Origin of the sequence: Pseudomonas sp. NPDC098747, from assembly GCF_044760045.1 — a bacterium.
Lineage (GTDB): Bacteria > Pseudomonadota > Gammaproteobacteria > Pseudomonadales > Pseudomonadaceae > Aquipseudomonas.
Genome location: NZ_JBIWAL010000026.1, coordinates 14,086 through 39,223, shown reverse-complemented (window position 1 = coordinate 39,223; position 25,138 = coordinate 14,086). Strand labels below are relative to the sequence as shown.

General features: G+C 59.5%; 28 protein-coding genes. 1 reads left to right on the top strand and 27 read right to left on the bottom strand.

All coding sequences use genetic code 11. The features are described from left to right. From ACIQVE_RS17020 to ACIQVE_RS16890, 27 genes are all read right to left on the bottom strand, one after another. Nucleotides 1-292 (bottom strand): phage GP46 family protein (locus ACIQVE_RS17020; RefSeq protein ID WP_402810358.1); only part of this gene is annotated, 292 nt, incomplete at its 3' end. After that, on the bottom strand, nucleotides 292-801 hold the full coding sequence (locus ACIQVE_RS17015; protein ID WP_085647818.1) for a phage baseplate assembly protein V: 510 nt from the start codon (nucleotides 799-801) through the stop codon (nucleotides 292-294). The genes ACIQVE_RS17020 and ACIQVE_RS17015, both read right to left, overlap by 1 nt. Before the next feature lie 154 nt (nucleotides 802-955). Beyond that, the gene (locus ACIQVE_RS17010; RefSeq protein ID WP_402810356.1) at nucleotides 956-1,999 is read right to left on the bottom strand and encodes a phage baseplate assembly protein; all 1,044 of its coding nucleotides are present in this window, start codon (nucleotides 1,997-1,999) and stop codon (nucleotides 956-958) included. A 3-nt stretch (nucleotides 2,000-2,002) separates the two neighbouring features. Beyond that, complete coding sequence (locus tag ACIQVE_RS17005) at nucleotides 2,003-3,238, bottom strand: DNA circularization protein (protein WP_402810354.1); 1,236 nt, start codon at nucleotides 3,236-3,238, stop codon at nucleotides 2,003-2,005. Next, complete coding sequence (locus ACIQVE_RS17000; protein ID WP_402810352.1) at nucleotides 3,225-4,913, bottom strand: phage tail protein; 1,689 nt, start codon at nucleotides 4,911-4,913, stop codon at nucleotides 3,225-3,227. Before ACIQVE_RS17000 ends, ACIQVE_RS17005 begins: the two co-directional genes overlap by 14 nt. Nucleotides 4,914-5,043: 130 nt before the next feature. Continuing rightward, nucleotides 5,044-5,340, bottom strand: coding sequence for a phage tail assembly protein (locus ACIQVE_RS16995; protein WP_007908778.1), 297 nt, complete (start codon nucleotides 5,338-5,340; stop codon nucleotides 5,044-5,046). Next, nucleotides 5,337-5,684, bottom strand: a complete 348-nt coding sequence (locus tag ACIQVE_RS16990; protein WP_249485163.1) for a phage tail tube protein — start codon at nucleotides 5,682-5,684, stop codon at nucleotides 5,337-5,339. Before ACIQVE_RS16990 ends, ACIQVE_RS16995 begins: the two co-directional genes overlap by 4 nt. Nucleotides 5,685-5,751: 67 nt before the next feature. Continuing rightward, nucleotides 5,752-7,248 carry a phage tail sheath subtilisin-like domain-containing protein gene (locus tag ACIQVE_RS16985; protein WP_402810349.1) on the bottom strand — a complete coding sequence of 499 codons (1,497 nt, stop codon included), beginning with the start codon at nucleotides 7,246-7,248 and terminating at the stop codon, nucleotides 5,752-5,754. Continuing rightward, nucleotides 7,248-7,430, bottom strand: coding sequence for a DUF2635 domain-containing protein (locus tag ACIQVE_RS16980; RefSeq protein WP_402810347.1), 183 nt, complete (start codon nucleotides 7,428-7,430; stop codon nucleotides 7,248-7,250). Before ACIQVE_RS16980 ends, ACIQVE_RS16985 begins: the two co-directional genes overlap by 1 nt. Next, the gene (locus tag ACIQVE_RS16975) at nucleotides 7,427-8,011 is read right to left on the bottom strand and encodes a hypothetical protein (protein ID WP_402810345.1); all 585 of its coding nucleotides are present in this window, start codon (nucleotides 8,009-8,011) and stop codon (nucleotides 7,427-7,429) included. The genes ACIQVE_RS16980 and ACIQVE_RS16975 overlap by 4 nt, the downstream gene beginning before the upstream one ends. A 175-nt stretch (nucleotides 8,012-8,186) precedes the next feature. Further along, on the bottom strand, nucleotides 8,187-9,215 hold the full coding sequence (locus ACIQVE_RS16970; protein ID WP_402810343.1) for a phage late control D family protein: 1,029 nt from the start codon (nucleotides 9,213-9,215) through the stop codon (nucleotides 8,187-8,189). A gap of 9 nt (nucleotides 9,216-9,224) precedes the next feature. After that, nucleotides 9,225-9,437, bottom strand: a complete 213-nt coding sequence (locus ACIQVE_RS16965) for a tail protein X (RefSeq protein ID WP_402810341.1) — start codon at nucleotides 9,435-9,437, stop codon at nucleotides 9,225-9,227. Further along, nucleotides 9,430-9,813, bottom strand: a complete 384-nt coding sequence (locus ACIQVE_RS16960; RefSeq protein ID WP_402810339.1) for a phage tail protein — start codon at nucleotides 9,811-9,813, stop codon at nucleotides 9,430-9,432. Before ACIQVE_RS16960 ends, ACIQVE_RS16965 begins: the two co-directional genes overlap by 8 nt. After that, nucleotides 9,813-12,071: a phage tail tape measure protein gene (locus ACIQVE_RS16955; RefSeq protein WP_402810337.1), complete on the bottom strand. Its 2,259-nt coding sequence runs from the start codon at nucleotides 12,069-12,071 to the stop codon at nucleotides 9,813-9,815. Before ACIQVE_RS16955 ends, ACIQVE_RS16960 begins: the two co-directional genes overlap by 1 nt. Nucleotides 12,072-12,199: 128 nt before the next feature. Then, nucleotides 12,200-12,781: a phage tail assembly protein gene (locus tag ACIQVE_RS16950; RefSeq protein ID WP_402810335.1), complete on the bottom strand. Its 582-nt coding sequence runs from the start codon at nucleotides 12,779-12,781 to the stop codon at nucleotides 12,200-12,202. A gap of 159 nt (nucleotides 12,782-12,940) precedes the next feature. After that, nucleotides 12,941-13,447 (bottom strand): phage major tail tube protein, encoded by a 507-nt coding sequence (locus ACIQVE_RS16945; protein WP_402810333.1) that lies wholly within the window; start codon nucleotides 13,445-13,447, stop codon nucleotides 12,941-12,943. Next, nucleotides 13,447-14,613 (bottom strand): phage tail protein, encoded by a 1,167-nt coding sequence (locus ACIQVE_RS16940; RefSeq protein WP_402810331.1) that lies wholly within the window; start codon nucleotides 14,611-14,613, stop codon nucleotides 13,447-13,449. The genes ACIQVE_RS16945 and ACIQVE_RS16940 overlap by 1 nt, the downstream gene beginning before the upstream one ends. 2 nt (nucleotides 14,614-14,615) lie before the next feature. Next, on the bottom strand, nucleotides 14,616-14,801 hold the full coding sequence (locus ACIQVE_RS16935; RefSeq protein WP_402810329.1) for a hypothetical protein: 186 nt from the start codon (nucleotides 14,799-14,801) through the stop codon (nucleotides 14,616-14,618). 100 nt (nucleotides 14,802-14,901) lie between these two features. Next, the gene (locus tag ACIQVE_RS16930; RefSeq protein WP_402810328.1) at nucleotides 14,902-15,450 is read right to left on the bottom strand and encodes a DUF4376 domain-containing protein; all 549 of its coding nucleotides are present in this window, start codon (nucleotides 15,448-15,450) and stop codon (nucleotides 14,902-14,904) included. A 24-nt stretch (nucleotides 15,451-15,474) separates the two neighbouring features. Further along, nucleotides 15,475-17,379: a phage tail protein gene (locus tag ACIQVE_RS16925; protein WP_402810326.1), complete on the bottom strand. Its 1,905-nt coding sequence runs from the start codon at nucleotides 17,377-17,379 to the stop codon at nucleotides 15,475-15,477. Beyond that, nucleotides 17,380-18,015: a phage tail protein I gene (locus tag ACIQVE_RS16920; protein WP_402810325.1), complete on the bottom strand. Its 636-nt coding sequence runs from the start codon at nucleotides 18,013-18,015 to the stop codon at nucleotides 17,380-17,382. Beyond that, nucleotides 18,012-19,007 (bottom strand): baseplate J/gp47 family protein, encoded by a 996-nt coding sequence (locus tag ACIQVE_RS16915; RefSeq protein ID WP_402810323.1) that lies wholly within the window; start codon nucleotides 19,005-19,007, stop codon nucleotides 18,012-18,014. The genes ACIQVE_RS16920 and ACIQVE_RS16915 overlap by 4 nt, the downstream gene beginning before the upstream one ends. Further along, on the bottom strand, nucleotides 19,004-19,336 hold the full coding sequence (locus ACIQVE_RS16910; protein WP_016985063.1) for a phage baseplate protein: 333 nt from the start codon (nucleotides 19,334-19,336) through the stop codon (nucleotides 19,004-19,006). Before ACIQVE_RS16910 ends, ACIQVE_RS16915 begins: the two co-directional genes overlap by 4 nt. Nucleotides 19,337-19,350: 14 nt before the next feature. After that, nucleotides 19,351-19,959: a phage baseplate assembly protein V gene (locus tag ACIQVE_RS16905; RefSeq protein WP_402810322.1), complete on the bottom strand. Its 609-nt coding sequence runs from the start codon at nucleotides 19,957-19,959 to the stop codon at nucleotides 19,351-19,353. Between the two features lie 3 nt (nucleotides 19,960-19,962). Beyond that, on the bottom strand, nucleotides 19,963-20,484 hold the full coding sequence (locus ACIQVE_RS16900) for a hypothetical protein (RefSeq protein WP_402810320.1): 522 nt from the start codon (nucleotides 20,482-20,484) through the stop codon (nucleotides 19,963-19,965). 71 nt (nucleotides 20,485-20,555) lie between these two features. Next, on the bottom strand, nucleotides 20,556-20,894 hold the full coding sequence (locus ACIQVE_RS16895; protein WP_047299923.1) for a phage holin family protein: 339 nt from the start codon (nucleotides 20,892-20,894) through the stop codon (nucleotides 20,556-20,558). Nucleotides 20,895-21,420: 526 nt separating this feature from the next. Continuing rightward, nucleotides 21,421-22,155 carry a helix-turn-helix transcriptional regulator gene (locus ACIQVE_RS16890; protein ID WP_402810407.1) on the bottom strand — a complete coding sequence of 245 codons (735 nt, stop codon included), beginning with the start codon at nucleotides 22,153-22,155 and terminating at the stop codon, nucleotides 21,421-21,423. Between the two features lie 211 nt (nucleotides 22,156-22,366). On the opposite strand from ACIQVE_RS16890, the gene mutS reads away from it, so the two are divergent. Then, complete coding sequence (gene mutS, locus ACIQVE_RS16885) at nucleotides 22,367-24,946, top strand: DNA mismatch repair protein MutS (protein ID WP_402810318.1); 2,580 nt, start codon at nucleotides 22,367-22,369, stop codon at nucleotides 24,944-24,946. The last annotated feature ends 192 nt before the right edge of the window (nucleotides 24,947-25,138 follow it).

Below are 25,138 nucleotides of genomic sequence, written 5' to 3'. Positions count from 1 at the left end.
GTTCGCTGATGATGTCGATGGCGCTGCAATGGCCGTCGTCGATCAGCCATTGCAAGGCTTCGCGGGCATAGAACTCGGCGTCCATCTGGGTCTGTCGGGTCAATTTGACCCGGCGCAACTGCCACAGGCGTGAGCCGATGCGATCATCGGCAACGGTGGGGAAAGTGTCGCCCCACCAGCCGTAGCGCTCTTCGTCGTCGAGGGCGTCGTCATCGGCGGCGCGGCGCCAGGTAAACAGGCTGATGAGCACGGCACGGGTCAGCGCGGCGTGGAGGTTCTGGCTGATAAACATCACTGGCCTCCTGCCGGTGCGCCGGTCTGGCCGTTGCCGGCCTGCACGCCGACGTGCACATGTTTGATCTGGCTGATGCCACCGGCAAGTTGATCGCCGGTGGACACGATCTTGCCGGTCTGGTTGATCACCGGCGTATCGAAGTTCACAGCGGTACTGGCGCGGATGTTCAGCGTGGCGGTTTCGATGTCGATGATCCGCCCGCGCTTGAAGTGAATTTTGTCGCCCTCGTCGGTGTAGATAGCTACTTCGCCTGCGGCCAGTGATTGCAGGCGATAGCGGCGATCGGCGACCACCAGAGCGATGGCGTGGGAACGGTCTCCGCCCAGAAATGTGACGACACCTTCGGCGCCGGCCAGCGGGTGGCTGGTGAAGCCGTACGGTTCGAAATGTTCGAGGTCATCGTTGACTTCGCCGGCGGTGAGGCGCATTTGCAGCGATTGCAGCTTGGATGCCGAATTGGCGAGCACGACAGTGCCGCGCGCCAGGAGGCGTGTCAGTAGGCTCATGGATTGTCCTCAAGGCTCTGCCAGACACCGACAAACCTGTGGAAGCGGGCTTGCCCGCGATGGCGGAGGTCAGGCAAAGATGTGTTGCAGCGACCACCGCATTCGCGGGCAAGCCCGCTTCCACAGGGTTCGGTGGCGTTTGCAGAAGTCGGGGTCAGGTTTTCTTCGGTGGAGTCGGATCAGGATCAAACGTATGCGGCGGCGCAACCTGCAGGGTTGTCACCGAGCCCTGTGCCGACAACGAGTACGTCACTTTGGAGATCAGCATGTCGCCATCGAACCCAAGCACCGGATCCTTGACCTTTACCAGCGTGTTGTGGCGCCACAAATCGCCGTTGGCCTGGCGCCAGCCCTGCACCTGATAAGTGGTGGTTTGCGCCCGGCCCATGCGGGTGGCGCTTTCCCACTGGGCGCGTTGTTGCGCCAGTTCAAAGGTCAGTGCAGTGCCCTCGTTGATCACCGTGGTGCGCCGACGCTTGAAGCTCAGGTCGGCCGCTGTCGATTCAACTTCGCTGACGGCCGCCCCGCTCTTCTTGTCCGAACCTTTTTGCTGACCGATCACCCGGTATTCGGAGAACACCTGGCTGTAATCCATCGCCGCGTTGGCCGACAAGATGTTCTTGCCCAGCTCCAGCGCATCGCTGGCCCGGCCACCGCTGCCGGGTTTGGCCAATACCAGCCGGCCTTGTTCGTCATCGGTGGAAAACACCCGGAACAGCGAGAGTAAACGGTCGATCGACTGGAACACCGTTTCACCCGGCACAATCGTGTGTTTGGCCAGCCTCGCCGTCTCAGGGATTTCGTTGACCACCATCAGCGAATACTCCATCGCCAGCGCCTGGACGATGCCCAGCAACGGTTGCTCCTGCCATTGATTGGGCCGGTTGGTGGCGGCGCAATCGACCAGATCCTGAGTCTTCGAACTGCCCTCGATACTCAGGCTGATTTGCCGACCGTCGTAGGTAATGGGCGCCTTGAACACGTAACCGGTGAGGACCAGATCCTTGCCGATCTTCACTTCGCACGGATCGCCGGGCTTGATCCGCTGATCAACCGTTTGCCCCGGCCATTGCCAGGTGATGTCGAGTTTGAAGGTACGAAACTGGCGCTCCAGATCAGCCGTGATTTGCACGCTTTTCCAGCCGCCGTACTCCATGTCGTTGACCGTCAACGTAACGCGATTATCCATCTCGCTCATGGTTCACTCCCCGGAGACTTTCACGTCGTTGGGCGAGAAACCCGGATGGGCGATCCCGTTACGCTGAGTCACTTCGCTCACCCGAGTTGCATCGCCAAATTGCTTGTAGGCCACGACCACTGCCGGAAAGCTCTCCTGAAAGGATTTGTTGACTTGCCGCACACCGGACGACGCCACAGCCTTGAGATGCGCAATCAGCGCCTCTTTCACATCGCTGATGGCCTGGAAGTACGCGGGGTCGGCCTTGTCCAGCATTGGATTGATCGCCACGGCCACGGCGTCACGCAGAGCCTGCATGTCGTCACTGACCGGGACTTCCTGCCGAGCCACCGGGCTCGTCGCCTGTTGGCCCACCGATGGCGTCGATTGCAGCTTCACCGGGGTGGTTGCCACCGGCATCGATGCCACCCACTGCGCAACTTTGACCAGCATTGTGTCCTGCACCAGATCCGCCATGGCTTGCGCCGCCGCGGTGGTGTCCTTGCCGGTGGTGAGCTTCGGGGCATCGGCCTTGCGGATGGCTTCGAGTTGTTGCGACACGTCAGCAATCACGCCACGGTAGCCTTCCTTCGCGAACGCCTTCAGCTCCTTGATATCACCGAGCAAACCCTTGAACTCCGCAGCCACTTCCTTGGGCAATTCCTTGACGGCTTTGATCAGTTCGGTGATCTGCCGGTACTGCTCGATCAGCGGTTTGAGCTGTTCCTTGATCACCTCATAAACCCCGGTCAGGCTGTTGCGCAGATTGGTGATGCCAATCCGCGCAGCCTTGATCAACGTCATTGCCTGCTCGAAGCGCGCCACCGCAGAACCAAGCAAAGTGTCAGCCTTGGCCAACAAGACCTTCTGCGTACTGACGGTCGCCGTCGGAAACGGCAACGGCTGATCGGGGTAAAATTTCAGCGCGAACGTGACCAACCCGCCGTCCTGGCGGGTGTGAGTCATGTCGCATTCACCGACCTTGACTTGCAGGCGACCGAGCCATGGATGCACCAGCTCACCGCTGCCCGCCTCAAGCGCCTTGAGCAGCTTGTCGCGCTGCTCCAGGCAATCGGCGCCGACGATAAATGCCGTCAGATCGTGGGTCTTGGCCTGCTGACCAAGGTCCTCGAAAAACGGCAGGTCACGTTGCGGATACTCATGCAACTGACCTTTGCGACCGACCGGGGTTTTCGCCTGATCGATCCAGAATCCGACACCGCGAAAGGATGCCGGCAACAAGCGGTCACGCCAGTTCATTGGAACCTCCTGCCGACAGTGAGCGATAGCCGATGCGCGACGACAGCGCCAGGCCCGGTTGATTGGTTTGCGGTTGATCGGTACGCAACCCAGCCGGCGCATTTTCGAAGCGCACCGTCAGGCCGCCTTCGAGTTGCGTGCGGTTGTTGGCGGCGCTTTGCTGGATCAGCGTGTTGGAGGTTTGCGACAGTGAGCCGGCCTGCAATGCAGGTTTTTCCAACGAGTTGGCGGGGCCCGACAATACGTTTTCCTGAGGCTCGCTATTGCTGCCAAAGAACGCAGGCGCCAGTTCCCCCTTGCCTTCCATATTGGTTTTCTTCTGGGCTTCAGACAGCCCTTCGATCTTGCCGGTGATCTTGGTGACAAACCCGCCGAAACTGCCACCGAGCATTTCCCTGATCGGCGCCATGTAAGCCTCGATCTTGTCCGCAAACTCACGGATACGGTCGGTCAACGGTGACCACTTCAAGTCAAACATCTCCAGCGGTGAACCCATGAACGGCAAGCCGAAAATGGCCCCCAGCGCCATCATCACGGCGCGAATGGATTCTGTTTTCTCGGCAAAGAACGCAGGCACCATCCCCCAGAGCTCATTGATCCTGTCCATCGGAACGTAGTCATTGAAGACACTGCGCAGCGTCTCCTTGAGCGGCACAACCAACGCCGAGAGTAAATCCCAGATGGCCGCGAACAACCCGGTGACCGGTCCCCAGTTGTTCACAATAAGGCCTTGCGGCGTCCAGCCGAAAACCTCCTTGATAGCCGCAAAGGTCGAGGCCACGTTCTCTTGGATACGCCCGAAAATCGCCGCGAATATCGGGCTGATGGTTCCCCAGTTATTCACGATCAGACCTGCGGGGGTCCAGGCGAACAGGGATTTGTAGAACTCGATGGCGGGCACCGCGACGGCCTTGATCCCTCGCCAGAACGACGAGAAAAACTCAGTGACCGGTCCCCAATTGCTGATCACCTGACCCAGCGGCGTATAGCTGAACATCGTCTTGAAAAACTCGGCCATGGGAATGACAACCGGGGCAATCTTTTGCCAGAGCCCGATAAAAAACGTCGAGATCGGTTTCCAGTTGGCCACAATCAAACCCGCAGCCAACGCAATGCCAGCAGCAATCAGCATGATGGGGTTAGCCTTCATGACCATGCACATCACGTCGAACACCTGGGTCGCACCGGCCACGGCGGATTGCATCGCCGAAAAGGCGATAGCCCCCGCCGCCAGGCCTTCGACCAGTTGCGGGTTGTCGGCGAGGATACCGCTGACCTGAGTTAGCATCGGCTCAAGGCCGACGACCAATGCACCGACCGCGGGCACCAGCGCGGCATCGATTGCGCCCGTGACCTTTTCCATCGACGCACTGAACACGTTCATGTTCTGCGCAGCGACTTTCGGTGCGGCGGGCAGGTCGACGGTTTTCGCCGTCGCGCTGACCTCAGTCAATTTGCCCTGCAACGCCGCCGCCGACTTGATCCCGTCCACGAACGGCGTGATCACGCTGCCGCCGTTGAACAGCCCACTGATGTCCAGTTTGCCGAGGCCAGTTTGCTCTAGGTTTTTCTTGAAGCTCTCGACATTGGCCCGAAGGGCACCGAGTTTGGGCGACAGTTCATCGATGCCCGTGATCAGCACCGGAGTTTTCACTTTCTTTTCTTCGTCTGCCATCACTGCACCTGCTGCATCGCATTGATCCGTTGCGCGTGCTCCAGCGATTCGCGGAGCACATCCAGTGGCCTGGCCATCATCTGTTCGGGGTCAACCTTCCAGAACCAGGCCAGGTCATAGGCGACTGCGATCAGGTCGGTGATGGCGCCGACGCCGCACTCATGAAAAAACTCGCAACAGCCCAGCTCAGTGCATTGAGATCAGCCAGATCCAACTGGTTGACCGACGACGGCGGAATGCCGGCGCACACGGCGATGTATTTGGCCGCGACGTCCATGTCGAGGCTGACTTCTTCGCTCTTGTCGATCTTGTACGGCAGCGCCTTGATCGCTCGCACCTCCTGCACCGTCGGACGGCGCAGGACGAGTTCGGTCAAGGGCTCGCCGTGAGCTTCGATCGCAACTTGAAGCTTCACGGCGCCGCTCATTGCCAGGTCCCCTTGATGCCTTCGAATTTCAATTCGATGGTGGCGTCATCGCCCTTGGAGACGGGTTCTTCGACCAGGTAAGCGCCGGCCAGCACGTAGACTTTGCCGTTGCTGAATTCGCAGGTGACGGTGATGTCGGTACCTTCGATCAGCTTCTTCAGCGGGAAGTCGGGGGTGTGCAGCGCGGTCACTTTGAACGACGGTGCGATGTCGGTTTCCTTGTAGAAACCGGGTACGACGGTTTCGCGTTTGACCGCCATCAGCGGGGCTTCGCAGCCGCCATTGATAGTCAGTTGTGCGCCGTCGACCTTGACGTAGCAAGTGCCTGCAATCAGTTGACCCATGGTGTTACTCCCTTCAATAAAAAAGCCCACGCGAGGTGGGCTGAATGCTTGGCGGCGAACGCGGTTATCAAGCCGCGTCGTCGTATTGCAGACGGAATTGGTTGAGCAGTGCGAACACGCGCAGACCGTTGATGTAATCCGGCGGGAACAGCACGTTCACGCGGCTCGGGTCCTGCACGTCGCGCTCGACGATCAGGTGCTCGGCGAACAGCTCGGCGTTCTCCACGTGGCCTTCCAGTTCGAGCTTGGCGTACTGGGCGATCAGCTCACCGCGAATGGTGCTCGGGGTAACGATTGGCTGGCCGGCGCCGAAACGGGTACCGTCGGAAGCCAGTTTGTGCCGGCCGTACTTGCTGGTGATCACGCTTTGCAGACGACGTACGATGAACGCCGACTGGTGCATGGTTTCGCTGTCCAGGTAGGAGTTGTCAGCCTGACCGTAAGCGTTTTTCTGGTAGGTGGTGATCGAGCGCTGGATGCGTACGTAACCGCCTTCGTAGTACGCGGTGGCGATGCCGTAGTTGAGCAGCGACTGACGCTCGGTCAGGGTGAAACGCTCGCTCGCCGGCGCCGGATCAACACCCGGCAAACTGCCGCTTTGCGTCGGACGGCTGGCGTCGGCGGAAATGAACACCGAGGTGCGTGCAGCCAATGCGGCAGCTTGTACCCAGACCGGTTGCGGAACGCCCGGCTCCAGCGCCTGAATGGTCATGTGCTGGTCGTTACGCGCCTGACCTGCTGCGACCAGCGTGCCGACGGTGCCGCGCTTGGCGCTGTAGACGTGACCGAACAGTTGCTTGGCCCACGACCAACGACCGGTGCTGTCATCCATGACCGCTTGCCAGGTGTTGAGGGTGGCCAGATCCGACCACGGCAGTGCGATGAATTCGAACGGCTCGTCACCCAGGGCTGCGACGGCAGCGATCTGATCCGGCACGCCGGCGCCGCCAGTCATGGCGGTGATTGCGCTGGTCAGGCCGGCCGGAGTTTCTTCACCGTTGCTCTTGCCCAGGCGATTGAATTGCAGGCTGATGTCATTGCCGCTGTCGCCGGTCCATTTCGCAGACAAAGTAACCACACCTTCGGCCGCCGCAGCGCTCACCGGCAGATCGGCACTGGCGTTGATTTTCTGCGCCAGCGCAGCGGCCGCCTGGGCAGCGGTAGCACCGTTGACCACGGTGGCTTGCACACGCACACCACCGACATACAGGTTGAGTACGCCAGCCTGAGTTGCGGTACCGGTCAGGGTCAGCACGCCTTTGGCGATTGCGCCTTCAGCGTTGTGCAGCGGCAGGCACCAGATCTCACCGATCGGGTCGGCCTTGCGGAAGGTCTCGTACATCGAGGCGAGCATCGAGCCTTGGCCACCGATGCTTTTCGCCAGTGCAACACTGGAGACCAGCACCAGTTTGCCGACTTCGCTCGGGGCGATGTTGTCGTTGACCTGAGCGACGATCAGTCGGCGCATGGTCGAGCTCGCACTATTGGCGGCCGAATTGTCCATTTCGGCATAGAACAGCGGTACACGAATGTCCGCGGGGATGTTGCTGAATCCGATCGCCATTATTTGGCTCCCTGTGGTTTAGCCGCTTTTGCGGCTTTGATAGTGATATCGCCGTCGGCCAGACGTCGGCGCCACCAGGCGCTGTCCAGCACTTCACGGCCTTCGAGGGGCAGCAGATCGCCCGCCTCCGGGTCAGGCACAGCGCGGCCAGCGGCCGGCAATACGGTGATGCGATTGCTCATGGGGTTACCTCTGCAGAGAAAGTCATTTCCACGCGCCCATCGGGGCCCGGGCGTTTCAGGTTGGGGTCGGCGGGGTCGATCGCATCGACTCGCACGGTGGCCCCGGTAAAGGACGATAAACCGTCCAGTTCGCGTTCGTGCCAGCTCTGCGCAGGCTGACTGGGCAGATTGCGACCGAGCTGGAACTCGGCAAAAAAGCGCAACCGGTAAAACACACGGCTGGCGTTGATCGCGACCATTTCGCCGCCGTCATAAACGATGGCGTTGTAGTCGTTGTCCGGTTTGAACCCGACCAGCGCGCGCCACAGTTCGCCGCGCAGGTCGTGCAACAGATCCAGCGCTTTTGTAGCGTCGGTGGCATCAAGCACGAGGACGATTTCGAAGCGGTCGCGGATCGGTTGAGTGATGAGGTTTTGTGCGGTGCTGTTACTGGCCACATCGGCCAGTAACAGCACGTGGGCCGAAGGTGTCGGCAGATCGGGATTGCCTTGCAGCAATGCCAGATCGACGCCTACCGCAATGTGATTGGCCAGGCTGGGGCATTGCGCACGCAACTGCGTGAGGATCGGGGTGATCTTCATGTGAGTGTTCCAGAATCGAGTGAAATGCGGTCTGCAGAACACTGCAAGAACCTGTGGGAGCGGGCTTGCCCGCGATGGCGGTGTGTCAGCCAACATCTCTTTTGAATGTGCTGGCCTCTTCGCGGGCAAGCCCGCTCCCACAGAAATCTCCATCTCTGCGAGAAAGGTGTGAAAATCAGTCCTTTGCTTCTGCCTTGAGATCGAGGCAGGTCGCATCGATCAAACAGCGATAGCTGTTCTCGCGATTGCCGCTGGCCGTGACTTTGTCGATCGACCAACGCCCGCGCATAAAGTCCGGCCATGTAGCATCGAGCAACACCAGACCTTCAGCGGACAACCGTGGATCGCCGGGACAAGTGATCTTCACCTTGTATTTTTCCCGGAGCATCTTGCGTACCTCACCTTCGCCAACCGCGATGGCATCCGCTTCGCTGGGTTGCTTCTGGCGCAGGGTCTTGAACGGTGGGAGACCGGTTTCGACCCAGCGCACCAAGCACGCAGCGGCATCCCAGAAACAGGTCTTGCAGCCCTGAGTCTGTGCGCGGGCAGACTCTTCCAGGGTCGCGCTGATAAAAGCGTGATCGCCCGGGCGATTGTTGCTGGTGACCGACAAGGTCACGTCGGCCAGCACTTTGCCCGAGAGCGATTTGGTTTGGCCGGGGCGCGCCAGCACGTAAACATCGTCGTAAGGTTTGGCGACAACGTTGTACTTTTTTGCCAGGCGCGTCAGGAAGCCCATGTCGGTTTCGTTGGACTGGTCGACGTGCGCTATTTTGATCAACGAAACCTCTGGAGCGACACGCGGTGAAAAACCGTGTCGCAAGACCAGTTCACGAAACAGTCCACCGAGCGTGGTCGGGCCGTGACTGGCGGTGCGCCGCTGCTTGAAGCCCGTTTCATCAGCTGCGCTGAACGGCGCTGCGGTGGCCACCAATGTCAGGCGAAACGGAAACAGCGTTGGCGTCAGGCGCGTCACTTTGAACTGGCCCTTGTCGACCAGTTCCGTCTCCCGATAACCGACCAGCAAGCCGATTTTACCGCCCAGACTCGGCAGCCCTTCAAGGCCCTCCAGGTTGATGGTCAAGGTCAGTTGGTCAGATTCGAAACCGGCGGCATCGATGTGTTCCCAACTGATCAGACGTTGATTGAGCAGGGCCGAATTGGCCCCGTAGATTTCTACCGCGGGGGTAAAACCCAGTGCCATGCAACCTCCTTAATCCCAGGCCGTGACCGGTTTGATTGCTGCAGGTTTTGAATCAAGCTCCGGCAGCGTTACCCACACACCCGCAGGCAAAACGGGACCGTGTTCGGCCAAGGTCGGGTTGAGTTTCCACAGTGCCTCTTCGGCGGCGTCATCGCTGCGACCGGTTTCGCGATAGAGCAACAGATTCACCGAATCACCGGCCACGCTTCGAACCTTACGCATTGTTGAACTCCGATAATCCGATGACCCACTTGATCACCATCGCAGTGCCGTCATCGATGACCTCGCTCTGGTTTTCGTCGATGCTGTTGATTCGCCAAAGACCCCAGTTGCGACCAATTCCGTCAATCAACGGCAGCGGTACCCGCAGTGCCTGAAGCGCACGCAACTCATCGAGCCGCTCCATGGCGACCGCGTACATCGAGGTGCCGCTGATGGTCAGGGTTTCCGGCTTCTGCCCGGTCTGGCTGGACTTGGGTTTACTGGTCAGGATCGGCAGTTCCGTCCAGCCGCCATCGGATTTTCGCGCCAGCGTGCTGTAAGCGAAGTTGCGCGACAGACCGAAGATGAAACTGCCCAGTGCCATTTGTTGTTTCATCAGGCGACTCCATCGGTCAGGGCTGCGTCACGGCGGGTGGCGAGGGGGTTGGTGCTCATCAATGGCGTAAAGTCAGTGCTGAAATGAGCCTGCATGACTTGCGCGACCATGGCAGTGACTTTTTCAGCGCTGGTCAGGTCGCCGCCACTGAAGTGAAAGGCAGGTGCGTAGGTGACCGTAGGGTTCAGCTGATTCTGCGTCTGCACACTGCTCAGGCCGGCGCTGACCTCTGCCGGAGGAGCAAGTTGATCAGACGCAGGTGTCGCTAGCTTTTCACCCAGGGATTCGCCTGCCTGGCTGCCGTAAAAACTGCCGATGGCACCGCCTAATGCACCGCCAATCATGGTACCGATGCCGGGCAGAATGAAGGTACCGATCGTAGCGCCAATGCTCGCGCCGGCATATCCACCGGCCAAGCCGCCCGCCACCGTGCCCAAGCCACCGGCAATTTTTTTTGTATCACCCTCGGCCACGCCTTGGACGACTTTCATACCGGCGTCGAGCATCATCAACGGCATGCCCAATGGCCCGGCAACGCGGCCAAGACGGGCTCCCCGGCTGATCAGGCTGCGGCCTGAACCGGAGGCCATGAATCTGGCACGGTTTAGAACTGCGGTGCCCATGGCGCCAGCTCTTGCGGAGAAGCTGCCGAGTCCGGATCTGACGCTGGCAAGCGTCGTGTCCACCCATGTACTGACTTGGGGCCCAAGCGCACTCAGAGCCTTCAAGGCCTTCATGCCTGCAATGCTCAGGATCAACGCACTGGTGAGTTGCGGAGCTTCCTCTGCCACGTTACTCAAATCATCGGCAGCCTGCCCCACCTTTGCGACCAGATAGTCGAAGGCTGGCAACACGGCAGCGCCTGCGGAGGTATAGAGCCGCTCCTTTTGAGCATTCAAGATGTTCAGGCGCGCTTGTGACGTATCCGCCTGTATCAGCGCAGCCTGATCGACCGCCCCTGGTTCGCCGCGTCTCTGCGAGGTTGCGTAGTCTTTTTTAGTTTTTACCAGTTCGAACGCGCGCTGCACGTCACCACTGCTTTGCAGCAGTTTGATAATCGGCTGATCGACGGAAAACAAGGTCGTCGCCAACTTCGACTGTTGATCGGCGGACTGTTGGCTCAGTGCTTTCAGAACCTTGAGGATCGTGTCCGGAGCATTGCTTTGCATGTCAGCGGCAAGGCTTTTCGGATTCAGCCCAAGCTGAACCATCGCCGCTTTCTGATCGGTTGAAGCTTGATCACCCTGCGCCAGCGTCGTGGTGATTTTTTCGAACGCAACGCCCGCATCAGCCCGGTTTACCCCGGCATGGATCAATGCAGCAGAAAATGCTGCGGCCTGCTCGGGCTGCATCCCGGCACCCTTCGCCGAAGCGCCGTAATTGCCGAGTATCGAGCCGATGTCAGCGGGCGAGACGCTCAGTCGGCTGGTCAGTACACTGGTTGCGTCAGCCAGGTCGAGGGTTTGCGGCCGATCAAGACTCATTGAGGTACGTAAGCCGATCAACAGATCCGCCGTGTCTCGCGCCGTCATTTTAAAAGCTGTCGCTGTAACAGCCGTGTCCCGAGTGAATTCCACCAGGTCTTCGCGCCTGGCTTTTTCGTTGACATTGCCTTCAGCATCTCGGCGGTTGTTGCCGATACCGGCCCTGGCACCGGCGTATTCAACCTCCGCCAGTTCCGCTGCTTTGGTTCCGCCGGCCGCCACTTTTGCTTCAGTGGCCATCTTCTCCAGAACAATCTGGTGCGCCCCGCGTTGATCGCTCTCAAGAGCTGACACCTGCTGGAGCTTGGCCATCGCCGCATCGAGATTGACTGCGGGGGTAAGAGGTTTGAAGGGTGAAAAGTCATCTACCCCAGCGCTGAGCCAGTGCTGCTTCACTCCGCCTGCCGGGGTGCCGAGCGGCTTCTGTTCCCCGCCGACTGCAGCGGTACCAGGCTGTGCTTGTCGGTCACTCATTGCCTGCTGCAACGATCGCTGCGAGGCCAGCACACTGTGTATCGATACCAGAACGCCTCGCAGGCGAGCTTGCTCTGCCGTCAACTGCCGGAGTTCGACCGTCGCGCCTGACAATTCAAGGTTCAGCCTGTCGATCGCACCAGCAAGCCCTGAACTCGGCTGGCCCGCAGTCATGGCAGGCTGCCCAACCGGGCCGGATACCATTGGCGATACCAGGTCCGCAGCCTTAACGACAATGCTCGAGGCCCAACCATCCTGGTTGATCTCAGTAAACTTGAGCGAATTATTGACTTGTGCCATGCCGCTCTACTCCTGTTTCACGCCAAGGCGAGTGATCGCGATGTCGTAGCGGCGCAATGCCTTTTCGGCGTCCCACTCCAGAATTTCCGCCTCACTTACCGGGTAAATGAGCGGCACGATATCGAGGATTACTTCGATGTCGCGCTCTGAAAGAAGGCCGCCGGCTGGTTTAAAAAATCGTCGATTCGCACCTGCAATTGCGTCCAGTCCGGGACGCTCAACAGGGCCAGATCGGGGATCATCAGGCCGGTGCAATGGGCGGTGATGAACTCGGCGCGTTCCTTGGCCGTTTTCAGTTTCTTCATCACTTTGGTAGCGCGCAGCACCGGCATTTCCAGGCTCAGCGAGGTCACGGTGCGGCCGGTGATCGCGAGCGGTTGCAGCAGTTGGATTTGATCGGGATCGTCGGACTTTTCCGCGTCTTCGACCTGATCGAGAAAATACGACGCCGGACGGGTCGACATTTCATGCACGTACTGGGCGATGCTTACAAAGTCCGGGCGTTTGAGCTGGTCGAGTTCCTTGACCGAGAGCCCGGTGGCCAGCAGCGCCAGTTCGAAGAACTGATCGTCTTCGTCATCGCCGGCACGCTCCAGCGCTTCTTTTTGCGCGGCGTAGAACAGCGGCTTGAGCTGGATCGATTCGATCTGCGAACCGTCATCACCGGTGATCGGCGACAACAGGTCATGCTTGGGTGGCATCCACGACATGAATGAATTCCTTGGATTCTTGAAGATGTTGCGATTCCCTTGTGGGAGCGAGCTTGCTCGCGAAAGCGGTCTGCCCCTCAACATTCATGTTGACTGACGTGACGCCTTCGCGAGCAAGCTCGCTCCCACAGGGTTTTGTGATTGCCTGTCAGCCAGGGGTTACGGCATCAACACCGCACGCCGCGCATCACCGAGGATGTCGACGCCGTTGAGCACAAACTTCTGGGTGCGCACGTCGATGTCGATCACCGGTACGCCGTTTTCCAGACGGTTGTAGGTGCGGCAGGAAAGCTCGAGATTGGTCTTGGGTTTTTCGCCCATTTTCACCGCAGTTTCCTCAAGGGATTTCAGCTTGCCGCCGACGGTGTGGTAGGTGAACCAAGTGTTGCCATCCTGATCCTGACCGGCTTCACGAACGTTCAGCAGGATGTCGTCACCCAGCTTCACACCCAGTGCAAGCATGACTTCAGTACCCATGCCTTGCAGGGTCAATTTGGCGCCGAGGGCTTTGCCGCCCTTGGCCATTTCCTCGACGATGAAGCGCCCGCCGCGCATCTCTTCCATGTCAAATTCGATCTTCGGCGGAGTGAATTCCTCCACGGTCGCCGACAGCGGCAGGCCTTGCAGAGTGGCCGCGATGGCCTGGCGATTACGGTTGGTAAACATTAGAGAACGTCCTCCAGGAACTGCTCGATGATTTCATCGCGGGCGTTGAGTTGATAAATCATGTGTTCGTTCGGCGCGTAGCGGCCGTAGTCGATGACCACGTACCAGGTGCCGTTCTTGTACTTCTCGACGCTGTTGAGTTCCGGGTGCAGATAGACGCTGCCGCCGGGAATGGTTTCGTCGGCGACCAGGGTTTGCAGCCAGTCGTTGATGCGCTTGACCTCCTGATCCATGAAGGACTTGGTGAGGTTCTTGGCCATGGCTTTCTGGCCGGCTTTCACCAACTTGCGGCTGATCGCATCTTCGAGGCCGACGTAGCTGATGAACTTGCCGGTGATCGAGCGGTTACCCAGCAGCGAGAAGCCGCCAAGCACGGTGCGGGCGTAGTAGCTGACGCCGTAGCGGTTGAGCAGATCGCCTTCGGTGGATGTGTCGAGAATGTTGTATTCAACGACCCGCGACACGTCTTCGGCGTAGGTCACCTGGTTGCCCGGGCTCTCCCACTGCTTGACCTTGGCCAGCGCGGCAATCGCCAGGCTGGAGGGCGACAGGAAGACGTTTTTCTTCGCCGCTTTGGAGTAAACGGCGGGCATGTTGTGCACCACCAGGCAACGGTCGAAACCGAGGTCGGCGCCGCCGAGTTCCTGGCTGTACAGAACCTGGTCAGCGACCGAAGCGTCTTTGCCGTCCAGCACCACACGGGCCTTGATGCGCTTGCCGAACGAGGCGAACTCGCTGGCCACCGCTTTGGTGCCGGTGAAGCCCGGCGCGCCGATGATGGTCAGGTCTTCCGGGACGCTGCCCAACGCAGCAAGGCCCAGCTTGCGGCCGGTCGCCGGCTCGACGCCGCCGATCACGGCGTTGACGGTGTCGGCCGGGGTCGCACCCGCCTCGACGATCACTACATACACCGGCACCTTGACCACTTTGAGGATCTGGTAGACGGCGTGATACAGCGTGCCCTCTTCCGAACCGGTCGGATCGAGCAGCGCATGGGTGGTGAAGCTGTTGATGCGGAACGGGGCGTTACGCGGAATCAGCGGATCAGCCTTCGGCGCAGTGCCGACCAGACCGATAACGTTGTCACCCAGGCCACCCATGGCCTCGGGGGATTCAGTGGCATTGACGGTAATGCCGTTGTGCTCGAAGTTCAGAACCTCAGCCATGTTTAGTCAGCCTTCTTGGCAGCGGCCTTATTGGCCTGAGTGGAGGGTGTTTTCAGTTCAAGTCGGCCGGCGATGTGCAGCGCACTCGCCTCGACATCGAGCAGATCAAGGTCTTGACCGATGCTCGACCAGTGACCACCCCCGGTGGGGAATGGGACGAGCACGGTGTAGGTTTGGCGGGTTGCCATTTTTCGTTTCTCCATAAACGGGAAAGCCCCTCGGGGAGGGGCTTGGCGGGTGTTGTGGGTTTTGGGGCAGATAAGAAAACGCCCCGACGGTGCGGGGCGTTTACTGATGCGCTGTAGTCGGTGGGGGCGGCGTCGAGACCGGCCAACCTACAGCGAGCATTTCATCTTTATAGGTTCCCGCTTCAAGGGCTTGAAGCAAATTCAGTTCGCGATCAAAGCAGGCCTGGACGTGTGCCCGGACAGCCTTCGCGATGGCGATAATCTGCTCAGCCCCCATCTCGACGAAACCGTTGAGCGTCTTGAAGTTGCAGCGATAATCAGGGTCGAGGATGGCCGAGAGCCCTGTGCTGGCGATCAGCGCCTGACTTTCGCGGGTTGTTTCGATTTTCAGCGCCTCAACGAAGATACCGGACGCTTCGTGTAGAAAACGCTCGGCAGCAAACAAAGCTGGATAGTCCGGCTCAATCTCCGGAAAAGGCGATTTGACCACTTCGCCGTCGATTAGCCGCCAAACACCATCTATATCCGTAATGGTCGCCAGAAAGACTGCATCGCTGAGCGCTATCGCATGTTTGGGAATGACGGCATGAATGTCTGAGTCGTAGCGTCCCGTCAGCGCCCCGTTTTGATCAAATGTTGCGTATTTCATAAATACCCTCGCCACTCCATTTTGTTAGCGACCCACTGCAAAGTAATAAAACTGTGCGGCAGCTGGACCCACATTGCGAATGGTCACATTAGATTTGCTGATTCCCTTGATTTGCCCGATGTAGGTTGATCCTACTGGAGCATCTGTAGCCGTATTGGGATAAGTGGTAAAGACCGAAGGGTTAACCAATGGAAAAGCGACCGGAAAGGCCTGGACATAGTTAGCTCCGGATGCAATTGAAGTTGTCATGCCCCACTGAAGAATCAAACCACCGAGCCAGCTTGGAAAGATGACGTAGCTGCCGCTCATGTCACCGGAAACGCTTATGGTAAATCCCCAACGTAGCTTTTTCGGGGTCACGAAAGTTTTATCGTCCCCCCCTGCATCGGTCTGTGCTTGAGTTGCAACTTTTGCCGTGCCTTGATTCAACTCCGTCGCTTGCTGCGCCAGAACTGACAAAGCCGCGATATCGATGTTTCCCTGATTGACCGGGGCGTTCCAGGCTTTGATGCACCACATGACGGCGAGGTTGCGAGGGCGAGTTTCAGCGGAAGTACGCGCTACCCTGGAAGCATCGAAGGTAACGGCGTGATAGGCCTCCTTCTGATTAAGCGGATGCGGAGCGGTGTTCAGATTCGACCTCTCAAAAACACCACTAGCCGAAGTAATGTCCAGATAGCCGTCGAAGACGCCAGTAATGTTCTGCAAGCTGTCTAGCTGAGAGCTGCCGATTGCGCGTCCTGCATCGACGCTACGCCCATGACCCCAACCACGCAAAAACTCCCCACGCGTCTCAGGCAGTCGGAAATTCCCGACACCCTCATCACCCTTATTAAACTTGCCGCCCAGATAAGCGCTCAAGTCCGGGTAAGTCGCGCTGCTCTTGACGCTGTTATCCAGCTCCAGAAAGCCCGGTGGCGGTGCGTCAACCGGAAACGCGACAATCGAGCCCACTGGCAATGCCGAAGCCTTCGCAATCAGCGCCTCAACTTCGGCCTTGGTGTACGAATCCTTGATGCCAAACCCAGCCAACGTCTCAGGATTTGCACCCGCAGTCGCCCGGCCATATTCATCAACGGTCAGACTCTTGTAAGTACCGGCGGCAATCCCCGTTCGCCCTGCCAGCATCTTGAAGGTCAGCGCGGTAGTGCCAAGGGTGATCGGCGCATTGGTTGTCAGATGCCACAGCGAATCTCCATTCGCCGTGCCCTCCTCCACCATGACCGTCAGGCCCGGCGTCACCTTGGCACTGGTGTTGGCATCAGTCGCCCGCACCCAGTTACCGTTGGCGACAACCCACAGGCCGTTGTCCTTGGCCAAAGTCTGGTTCGGCAACAACACACGATCACCGGTAACCACCGCCACACCGTCAAGCTGCTGCGCACCGCTCAACGCCACGTTGCCAGTCGCAGCGACGCGCACCGATTGCTTGCCATCGAGTTTTCCGAGTTCTTCGGCGAGGTAACTCATGACCCAGGCACGCGTAGCTTTGACGACGGTATCATCAATCAACAACGTCACCAGCGACGCGTTACTAGTCTCGAAAATCGAACGAATATAAAATTCTTTACCCGACCCCGAGTTGGCCAGAATCGGCTTGAACGACTCCGGATATTTGACGATGGCGTAGAGAATGCCAGTGTCCGTCCACAACCCCGCTTCCCGCACATACCAGCCGCCAACATCCGGCGGAATGGTCACTTCAGCGAGCAGCCAGCTCGGATTCTTTTCGTCCTGGAACAGCGCGTTAATCGGCCCGCGCCAGACTTCGCGTTTGAGCGCGGTGGCGGTTGCAGCCGGGTTGTAGACCCCGCCCTCGCCGCCGTCACCGACGGAAATCTGCGTCAACTTGATCGGTACGCCCGCGGCCTTGCACGCCGTTTCGTAGGCAATCCCTGCGTTGGTGAGCAGGGTGTAATAGTCAGCCATTCAGGCCCCCTGGGGATAAATAGTGGATGTTTCGACGGTGTACATGCCAGCAGCCATGAACGCCTCGCCGGACGTTTCAAGCCCTTCAATGAACACCGGATAAACCGTGGTCAGCTCACCGCAGAACGTCACGGCGCCGATGTAATGGCTGCCGAATGCGCTCAGTCCGACCGTCACCGACAGACTGTCCCGTTCGCTCTTGGCATCCGCCAGACGTCGGTCGAGACGGGCGTCGATTTCTGCGCTGTAGGGTTGGTCGCTGAAGGCTCGGACCGTGAAGCTGTAGGGTTCGCCGGGTGGTGTCTGTTCGTACCAGGCGCGGATTTCCGGGCGCAGCTGCAAACCCTTGGCGGCGTTCTCCAGCGCCTTGCGGGTGCCGGCCTGACGCGCGGTGGGCCAGGCGAGTTCGACGGTCAGGCGTTTTTCCGCTTCCGGGGCGGCGGTGCTCCATTCGGCGACGCCGCGATCCGCTGCGAGATAAGGCAGAAACGCGACGGGGGTTTCGCTCGGGTTCATCAGTTCGGGAAACGGCGGCGCGATGCGATCAAGCAGTCCGCCGAAGCCCAGATCCAGCCCTCGCTCCAGTGCCGAACTGTTGGCCGGCAACAGCGTCGGGCGCTGAATTTGATCACTCATATTGTCAACACCTCGACTTCGACCGCCGTGCAGTAAGGCGCTTCAAACGCGCTGGTGATGATCGAATCCACTGGTTCAAGAATCTGCAATTGCACGGCGCCGGCACTGTGCAGCGTGTAGTCGATCCAGCTCGGGTCGACCCGACCCTCGAGGCGATGACAGCTGTCGGCGTATGCCCGCAATTGTTGCTGCGCGGCGACTTGGGTCAGGCCCGAATCCGGGCCGGAATTGATCTTGGCGACGACACGGATCTTGTAGCGCTGAATGGCCGCAGCCTTGACCGTGACCAGGTCGGTTTCAGGTCGTACATCCGGCCGGGCGAAGTGCTGCCGAACGCCATCGAGCAATGCCTCGGGGGGTGTGCCGTCACCGTTGCGGGAAAGCACAGTGACCTGCACTTCGCCAGGCGCTGTGCGACGGCCGTTGCCATCCTTGACCTGTGCGGCGAGGCCGTCTGGATTGAAGGTGTAAGTGACGTTCACCACACCCGCATCGGTCGACTCGACTTTCACCGTCGGCCGCTCGCCGAGGGTGAACACTTCGCGGCGATACTGCATCCGCGAACCTGCCGCCGGGGCATGGGGCGCGAGGTAATAACGCAGTCGCGCATCGTCGTCGCTTTCATAAATCGCCGGCACCGGTGGGAAGGCTGCCGGATCACCCGGATCGAGCAACTGCCGTTCCAGACCCATATCGGCCAGGCGTGCATCGAGGTTGCTGCCAGTCGCCCACCACGCCAGCATCTGCTTGATGCGGGCGTTGTATTTGCGCTCGTGGGTTTGCAGCCGGACGCAAAATGCTTCAAGCGCCAGCGTCAACAATTCGCTTTCGTTTTCCAGACTGGTTTTAAGTTTCGCTGCACTGTCCGGCGCTCGTGCGCCGACGTATTCGACGACGAAGGTCTTGAACTCCGTGAGCAAATCTTCGAAGGCTTCGACGGTGATCAGCGAAGGTTCGGCCAATTGGTTCTGGCCGGGGATCAACATGCTCATGTCACGACCTCGAATGTCTGTTGACGGTTTTTCCAGGTGCCGGCGAAACGCAGCAGCAGACCAGCGCCCTGACGGCTGGCGACAATGACCTGCGGCTGAAAATCATCGATGCCGTTTTGCTTGTTGTAGAACGCTTGCGCCGCGTGGCTCTGGGCCAGGAGCAGCACATCATCACCGAGGTTCTGCCCCAGCAACGTGGGGATCAGCGAGCCATAAAGAGGCCTTTTTTGCCGGGTGCCCAGCGGCGTGGTCAGGGCTCGGGTCGCGCGCTGCACAAACTGCAGCCAGTCGTCGACCGTGGCCCCGCTGTCTCTATCGATTCCGATCATGGGAAGCTCTTGAATCAGGGGCTGATGACGCGGCCCTGGTGATCCACCAACGGGCCGGTGAAGTGGACGCCCGAAGCGTCGATGGTCAGGCCGACGGCGCCCAGTTGCAGGCTGATCACCTGCGGGGTCAGCGTCAGTCGCGCCGGGCCGATGCTCAGTTCAAGCGATTCGCGAGACCCGTTGAACGCCGCCGGACCGTTAAGCCAATTCAGTGTGTGTGTGGCGTCGTCATAAGCGCTTTCGCTGCCGTCCTGATGTACGCGGCGCGTCAGCGTCGGCACGGTCGAGGTGGGCGGAAATCGATCACTGTTCAAGCCGAACAACGCCACGCTTTGCGCACCGCTTTCACCGCTGCCGTAATTGAACAGCAGGCACTGCTCGCCCACCGTCGGTATTCGCGATTCGCTTTGAGCGCCAGCGCTGGGGTTGAAGAACTTGATCGATGGCGTGAGCAAACCGCCGTGGCTGACCTTGCAGGTGTTGCTTGCGGCGTCGACTGACTGGCAGATGCCGATACGACAGAAACTCTCGGCGCGTCGGTGCAGGTCTTCGATCTCCGCCTCCATCTCGGCCAGCCGTTCGATGATCGGGCCGAGTTGCATGCGCAGTAATGCGTCAAACATCGGTCAGGCCTCCAGCGAGGTGTATTGGTCGGGATCGTCGATGTTGCTGACTTCCCAGGTGCGGGCGAATTTCGGGATGCCCAGCGGGTCGTCAAGCAAGGTCGGACCGAGGTACAGGGTCTGGTTGAATGACAACTTCCAGGTTTTGTATTGCTGCTCGGCGCGGATGAGCAATGACGGCAAGCCATCGATATTCATCGGCAGATCGCATTGATCGCAGGGCAAGTTCCAGCGGTTGTCGGTGATCAGGTTTTTCAACACGGCAATCAGATCGCACGCTGCAAAAGCAGTCGCGGAGAGCGCCGGGATGACTTGCAATGACAACGTCAACACATGGGCAATGCGCCCGTTGGCGGCGCGCTCTCCCGGTGCATTACGTTCGATGTCGATCAGTACCCAGGCCTGTTCGCCGGGTTCGGTGAAGTCATCGTGATTGCCGACATTGAGGTTGAGCCCGGCGGTGTTACGCAGCGTCGTCGCGATGGCTGTAAACAGTTGCGACGGCTGCTGGATCGGTGTGGGCATACATGACCTCCTTTTCAATCGTCCACGCGCAGCCCTGCCGCCAAAATGGCGGCACGGAGAAACAGTCAGGGTTAAGGCTGGTCGCGCGGCGGAACTTCGCAGACGCCGATGCGCTTGGCGGCCCAGCGTTCGTAGAGACCGATGGCCACATCGGCGCCGGCCATTGCCGTCAGGCAGCCAAACGCGCCGGCGGCCCAGATCGACAATCCTGCGGCGTACAGCAGCATGATCGCCGACACGCCGCAGATCATGCAGGCGCCGGAGCGCAGGGCCAGGCGCCGCAGCAGTGACCAGCCACGGGCACCCTCTTTGTCGGCGCGCCACATTTCGCCGGACACCCCGCCCACTACGGCGAGGAGGATGACCAGCCAGATCGGCATTTCTGCCAGCGCTTGTTGCTCGCTTGTCATGTCACGCCTCCCGAGGGTGATTGATGAATGGTGTGTGTTGGGTTCAAGCGGTTTCTCTTTAGGTAGGCATTCCAAAAAGCCCGACGCTGAGGCCGGGCTTTTCAGTAATGCGCTCCTTCGCCTTCCTTTAAATCCTGTATTCAAAAAGGAAGCTGACTTTTCGGCGCTACTGGCGCGGTACGAGTCCATTCAAATTGTTTTTCCGACCGCGGTCCCTGCCCGCCGGATAACTGCTTCTGGTGCTTTACGCTGCACACCCGGGTCAGTTGCCAACCCTCTGAACCGTTAAGGCCGGTTCATCGCTGCCTGTTCTCGTGGAACTAAAGAGCTTTCGTTTCCAGCCGCTTTGTCGAGCGGCTTGGTGGCAATAATATGCATGGATGCATATACAGTCAATGCATAAATGCATTTATTTGCGCAAAAGAAATGCGCTCACGCATGAAAGCCGCATAGATCAAGGTTCCGAGGGTTTTTGACGGGCGAAAAAAAACCCGCCGATGGCGGGTTTCATCTTAAAGCGTTGTGATTACCGGGCGTACATGCCCCACCAGAAGACGTGACCGAGGATGACGATTTGCTCCTCCTGGATTTCCTGGAAGCTGTAGTCCTCGTCCGGATGCTCGTCACGATTGAAGCTGCGCAGGCGAATGCCGGTCGGCAAGCGATAGAGCTGCTTCACCCGCAACTGGCCGTTGTGGTTGATCGCGTACAAATCACCATCAATGATGTCGCCGATGCCGCACTTGCCCGCGTTGACACCAACGGTTGCGCCGTCACGCAGTACCGGCAACATGCTGTTGCCACGCACGGTCACGCATTTGGCCTGGTCGAACTGCACACCGTTATGGCGCAGGCTGCGCTTGCCGAAGCGCAGGCTAGAGCGTTCGCTCTCTTCGATGACGAATCTTCCTGATCCTGCTGCCAATTCAACCTCGCGAAGAAACGGCACCGACACCTCATCGTCATCGACAGGTGTGTCGTCGTCCCACAGCATTATGTCCTTGAGTTCTGCGTGTACGTCATCGCGCCCGGCACCCGCCGACGGCGCGACATCCGCGCGCCCGCGCAACTGATCGGTGCTCACGGCGAAGTACTCGGCGATCTTTGAAATATGTTTATCCGAGGGATCGACGATCTTCCCGCTGAGAATCCGCGAGAGAGTGGATTGAGGCACGCCGGTGCGACGGTGGAGCTCCGTGGGGGAGATCCCGTGCTGATCGAGCAGTGCTCTTAAGACGGAGGATACGTTGCGTTTTTGCATAACGCGCATAGTGCTTGAAGTTTTTCGCGAAGACAAATGCTGATTTGCATAATCAATGCATATAGCGTCTTTTCGACGAAGGAAATGCACAGCGGCCCGCGATGCCTGCGTCGAGCAGACTCCCCATGGTAACCTTGCGCCCATCGCGGAAAAGCCCGGCCGTCGTCCCCGCTTTTGCCCTACATCTTTTAACGAGTTGCCTGACAATCCGATGAATAAAGCCGTCTCCGATCTGTCCTCCCACACCCCGATGATGCAGCAATACTGGCGCCTGAAGAATCAGCACCCGGATCAGCTGATGTTCTACCGCATGGGCGACTTCTACGAGATCTTCTATGAAGACGCGAAGAAGGCCTCCAAGCTGCTCGACATCACTCTGACTGCGCGCGGGCAATCGGCGGGACAGGCGATCCCGATGTGTGGGATTCCTTACCACGCGGCGGAAGGTTACCTGGCGAAACTGGTCAAGCTTGGCGAGTCGGTGGTGATCTGCGAGCAGGTCGGCGATCCGGCCACCAGCAAAGGGCCGGTAGATCGTCAGGTGGTGCGGATCATCACGCCGGGCACGGTCAGCGACGAGGCGCTGCTCGATGAGCGCCGCGACAACCTGATCGCTGCTGTGTTGGGCGACGAGCGCCTGTTCGGTCTGGCGGTGCTGGACATCACCAGCGGCAACTTCACCGTGCTGGAAATCAAAGGTTGGGAGAACTTGCTGGCGGAGCTGGAGCGGGTCAACCCGGTGGAACTGATGATCCCGGATGACTGGCCGAGGGATCTGCCGGCGGAAAAACGCCGTGGCGTGCGTCGTCGTGCGCCGTGGGATTTCGAGCGTGACTCGGCGCTGAAAAGTCTCTGCCAGCAATTTTCCACCCAGGACCTGAAAGGCTTCGGTTGTGAAAACCTGACACTGGCCATCGGCGCTGCCGGTTGTCTGCTGGCCTACGCCAAGGAAACCCAGCGCACTGCCCTGCCCCACCTGCGTAGCCTACGCCACGAACGTCTCGATGACACTGTGGTGCTCGACGGCGCGAGCCGGCGTAATCTGGAACTCGACACCAACCTGGCCGGTGGCCGCGACAACACCTTGCAATCGGTGGTCGATCGCTGCCAGACCGCCATGGGCAGCCGTTTGCTGACCCGCTGGCTGAACCGTCCGCTGCGTGATCTGACCGTGCTGCTGGCGCGCCAGACCTCGATCACTTGCCTGCTCGACCGTTATCGTTTCGAAAAACTGCAACCGCAGCTCAAGGAAATCGGCGACATCGAGCGGATTCTCGCGCGAATCGGCCTGCGCAATGCGCGTCCGCGCGACCTTGCGCGCCTGCGTGATGCCCTCGGTGCGCTGCCTGAACTGCAAGTAGCGATGACCGATCTGGAAGCGCCACACCTGCAAAATCTGGCGACTACCACCAGCACTTACCCAGAACTGGCGGCACTGCTGGAAAAAGCCATTATCGACAACCCGCCTGCCGTGATCCGTGACGGCGGCGTGTTGAAGACCGGTTACGACAGCGAACTCGACGAGTTGCAATCGCTGAGCGAAAACGCCGGCCAGTTCCTGATCGATCTGGAAGCACGGGAAAAGGCCCGCACCGGGCTGTCCCACCTGAAAGTCGGCTACAACCGTATTCACGGCTACTTCATCGAACTGCCGAGCAAGCAGGCCGAATCGGCACCGGCGGATTACATCCGTCGCCAGACGCTCAAAGGCGCCGAGCGTTTCATCACGCCAGAACTGAAAGCGTTCGAAGACAAGGCGCTGTCGGCCAAGAGCCGCGCCCTCGCTCGCGAAAAGATGCTCTACGAAGCGCTGCTCGAAGACTTGATCAGTCAGTTGCCGCCATTGCAGGACACCGCCGGCGCACTGGCCGAGCTGGACGTGCTGAGCAACCTCGCCGAACGCGCACTGAATCTGGATCTGAACTGCCCGCGTTTCGTCAGCGAGCCGTGCATGCGCATCACCCAGGGTCGTCACCCGGTGGTCGAGCAAGTCCTGACCACGCCGTTCGTGGCCAATGACCTGAGCCTGGATGACAACACCCGGATGCTGGTGATCACCGGCCCGAACATGGGCGGTAAATCCACCTACATGCGTCAAACCGCTTTGATCGTGTTGTTGGCGCACATCGGCAGCTTCGTACCGGCGGCCAGTTGCGAATTGTCGCTGGTTGACCGGATCTTCACCCGAATCGGCTCCAGCGATGACCTGGCCGGTGGCCGCTCGACCTTCATGGTGGAAATGAGCGAAACCGCCAACATCCTGCACAACGCCACCGAGCGCAGTCTGGTGCTGATGGACGAAGTAGGACGCGGTACCAGCACCTTCGACGGTCTGTCACTGGCCTGGGCTGCGGCCGAGCGTTTGGCGCATCTGCGAGCTTATACGCTGTTTGCCACGCACTATTTCGAACTGACCGTGTTGCCGGAAGCCGAGCCGCTGGTGGCCAACGTCCACCTCAATGCTACCGAGCACAACGAGCGCATCGTGTTCCTGCACCATGTGCTGCCGGGGCCTGCAAGTCAGAGCTACGGCCTGGCGGTCGCGCAACTGGCGGGCGTACCGAGCGAGGTGATCGTGCGGGCACGGGAGCATTTGAGTCGCCTGGAAGACACCGCTCTGCCCCACGAAGCGCCAAAACCGGTCAAGGGGAAACCCGCAGCGCCGCAACAGAGCGATATGTTCGCCAGTCTGCCGCACCCGGTGCTAGATGAGCTGGCTAAACTGGACATCGACGACATGACTCCACGTCGTGCTCTGGAAATGCTCTATGCCCTGAAGAACCGGATATAAGCACTGAAGAACCGGATATAACGCAAACGGCTTCAAGCTGTTAGAATCTCGCGCGGTTTGGGATGCTGCTGGCTAATAGCCTGGCCAGCAGACATCGCTCCCGAACCTGGCGACCCCAACCGTGAAGGGGCAACGCTGCCGCCGCCTGAGGAGAGAACTAGAAATGACCTTCGTCGTCACCGACAACTGCAT

Coding starts and splice junctions, on each gene's coding strand:
- ACIQVE_RS17015 (WP_085647818.1), bottom strand. CDS start 801: ATGAGCCTACTGACACGCCTCCTGGCGCGCGGCACTGTCGTGCTCGCC.
- ACIQVE_RS16965 (WP_402810341.1), bottom strand. CDS start 9,437: ATGCGTAAGGTTCGAAGCGTGGCCGGTGATTCGGTGAATCTGTTGCTC.
- ACIQVE_RS16955 (WP_402810337.1), bottom strand. CDS start 12,071: ATGGCACAAGTCAATAATTCGCTCAAGTTTACTGAGATCAACCAGGAT.
- ACIQVE_RS17000 (WP_402810352.1), bottom strand. CDS start 4,913: ATGGCAGACGAAGAAAAGAAAGTGAAAACTCCGGTGCTGATCACGGGC.
- ACIQVE_RS16975 (WP_402810345.1), bottom strand. CDS start 8,011: ATGAAGATCACCCCGATCCTCACGCAGTTGCGTGCGCAATGCCCCAGC.
- ACIQVE_RS16945 (WP_402810333.1), bottom strand. CDS start 13,447: ATGTTTACCAACCGTAATCGCCAGGCCATCGCGGCCACTCTGCAAGGC.
- ACIQVE_RS16985 (WP_402810349.1), bottom strand. CDS start 7,248: ATGGCGATCGGATTCAGCAACATCCCCGCGGACATTCGTGTACCGCTG.
- ACIQVE_RS16940 (WP_402810331.1), bottom strand. CDS start 14,613: ATGGCTGAGGTTCTGAACTTCGAGCACAACGGCATTACCGTCAATGCC.
- ACIQVE_RS16990 (WP_249485163.1), bottom strand. CDS start 5,684: ATGGGTCAACTGATTGCAGGCACTTGCTACGTCAAGGTCGACGGCGCA.
- ACIQVE_RS16890 (WP_402810407.1), bottom strand. CDS start 22,155: ATGCAAAAACGCAACGTATCCTCCGTCTTAAGAGCACTGCTCGATCAG.
- ACIQVE_RS16920 (WP_402810325.1), bottom strand. CDS start 18,015: ATGAGTGATCAAATTCAGCGCCCGACGCTGTTGCCGGCCAACAGTTCG.
- ACIQVE_RS16930 (WP_402810328.1), bottom strand. CDS start 15,450: ATGAAATACGCAACATTTGATCAAAACGGGGCGCTGACGGGACGCTAC.
- ACIQVE_RS16905 (WP_402810322.1), bottom strand. CDS start 19,959: ATGTTTGACGCATTACTGCGCATGCAACTCGGCCCGATCATCGAACGG.
- ACIQVE_RS16900 (WP_402810320.1), bottom strand. CDS start 20,484: ATGCCCACACCGATCCAGCAGCCGTCGCAACTGTTTACAGCCATCGCG.
- ACIQVE_RS16925 (WP_402810326.1), bottom strand. CDS start 17,379: ATGGCTGACTATTACACCCTGCTCACCAACGCAGGGATTGCCTACGAA.
- ACIQVE_RS16960 (WP_402810339.1), bottom strand. CDS start 9,813: ATGAAACAACAAATGGCACTGGGCAGTTTCATCTTCGGTCTGTCGCGC.
- ACIQVE_RS16910 (WP_016985063.1), bottom strand. CDS start 19,336: ATGATCGGAATCGATAGAGACAGCGGGGCCACGGTCGACGACTGGCTG.
- mutS (WP_402810318.1), top strand. CDS start 22,367: ATGAATAAAGCCGTCTCCGATCTGTCCTCCCACACCCCGATGATGCAG.
- ACIQVE_RS16980 (WP_402810347.1), bottom strand. CDS start 7,430: ATGAGCAATCGCATCACCGTATTGCCGGCCGCTGGCCGCGCTGTGCCT.
- ACIQVE_RS16915 (WP_402810323.1), bottom strand. CDS start 19,007: ATGAGCATGTTGATCCCCGGCCAGAACCAATTGGCCGAACCTTCGCTG.
- ACIQVE_RS17005 (WP_402810354.1), bottom strand. CDS start 3,238: ATGAACTGGCGTGACCGCTTGTTGCCGGCATCCTTTCGCGGTGTCGGA.
- ACIQVE_RS16895 (WP_047299923.1), bottom strand. CDS start 20,894: ATGACAAGCGAGCAACAAGCGCTGGCAGAAATGCCGATCTGGCTGGTC.
- ACIQVE_RS16950 (WP_402810335.1), bottom strand. CDS start 12,781: ATGTCGTGGATGCCACCCAAGCATGACCTGTTGTCGCCGATCACCGGT.
- ACIQVE_RS16970 (WP_402810343.1), bottom strand. CDS start 9,215: ATGGCACTGGGTTTTACCCCCGCGGTAGAAATCTACGGGGCCAATTCG.
- ACIQVE_RS16995 (WP_007908778.1), bottom strand. CDS start 5,340: ATGAGCGGCGCCGTGAAGCTTCAAGTTGCGATCGAAGCTCACGGCGAG.
- ACIQVE_RS16935 (WP_402810329.1), bottom strand. CDS start 14,801: ATGGCAACCCGCCAAACCTACACCGTGCTCGTCCCATTCCCCACCGGG.
- ACIQVE_RS17010 (WP_402810356.1), bottom strand. CDS start 1,999: ATGAGCGAGATGGATAATCGCGTTACGTTGACGGTCAACGACATGGAG.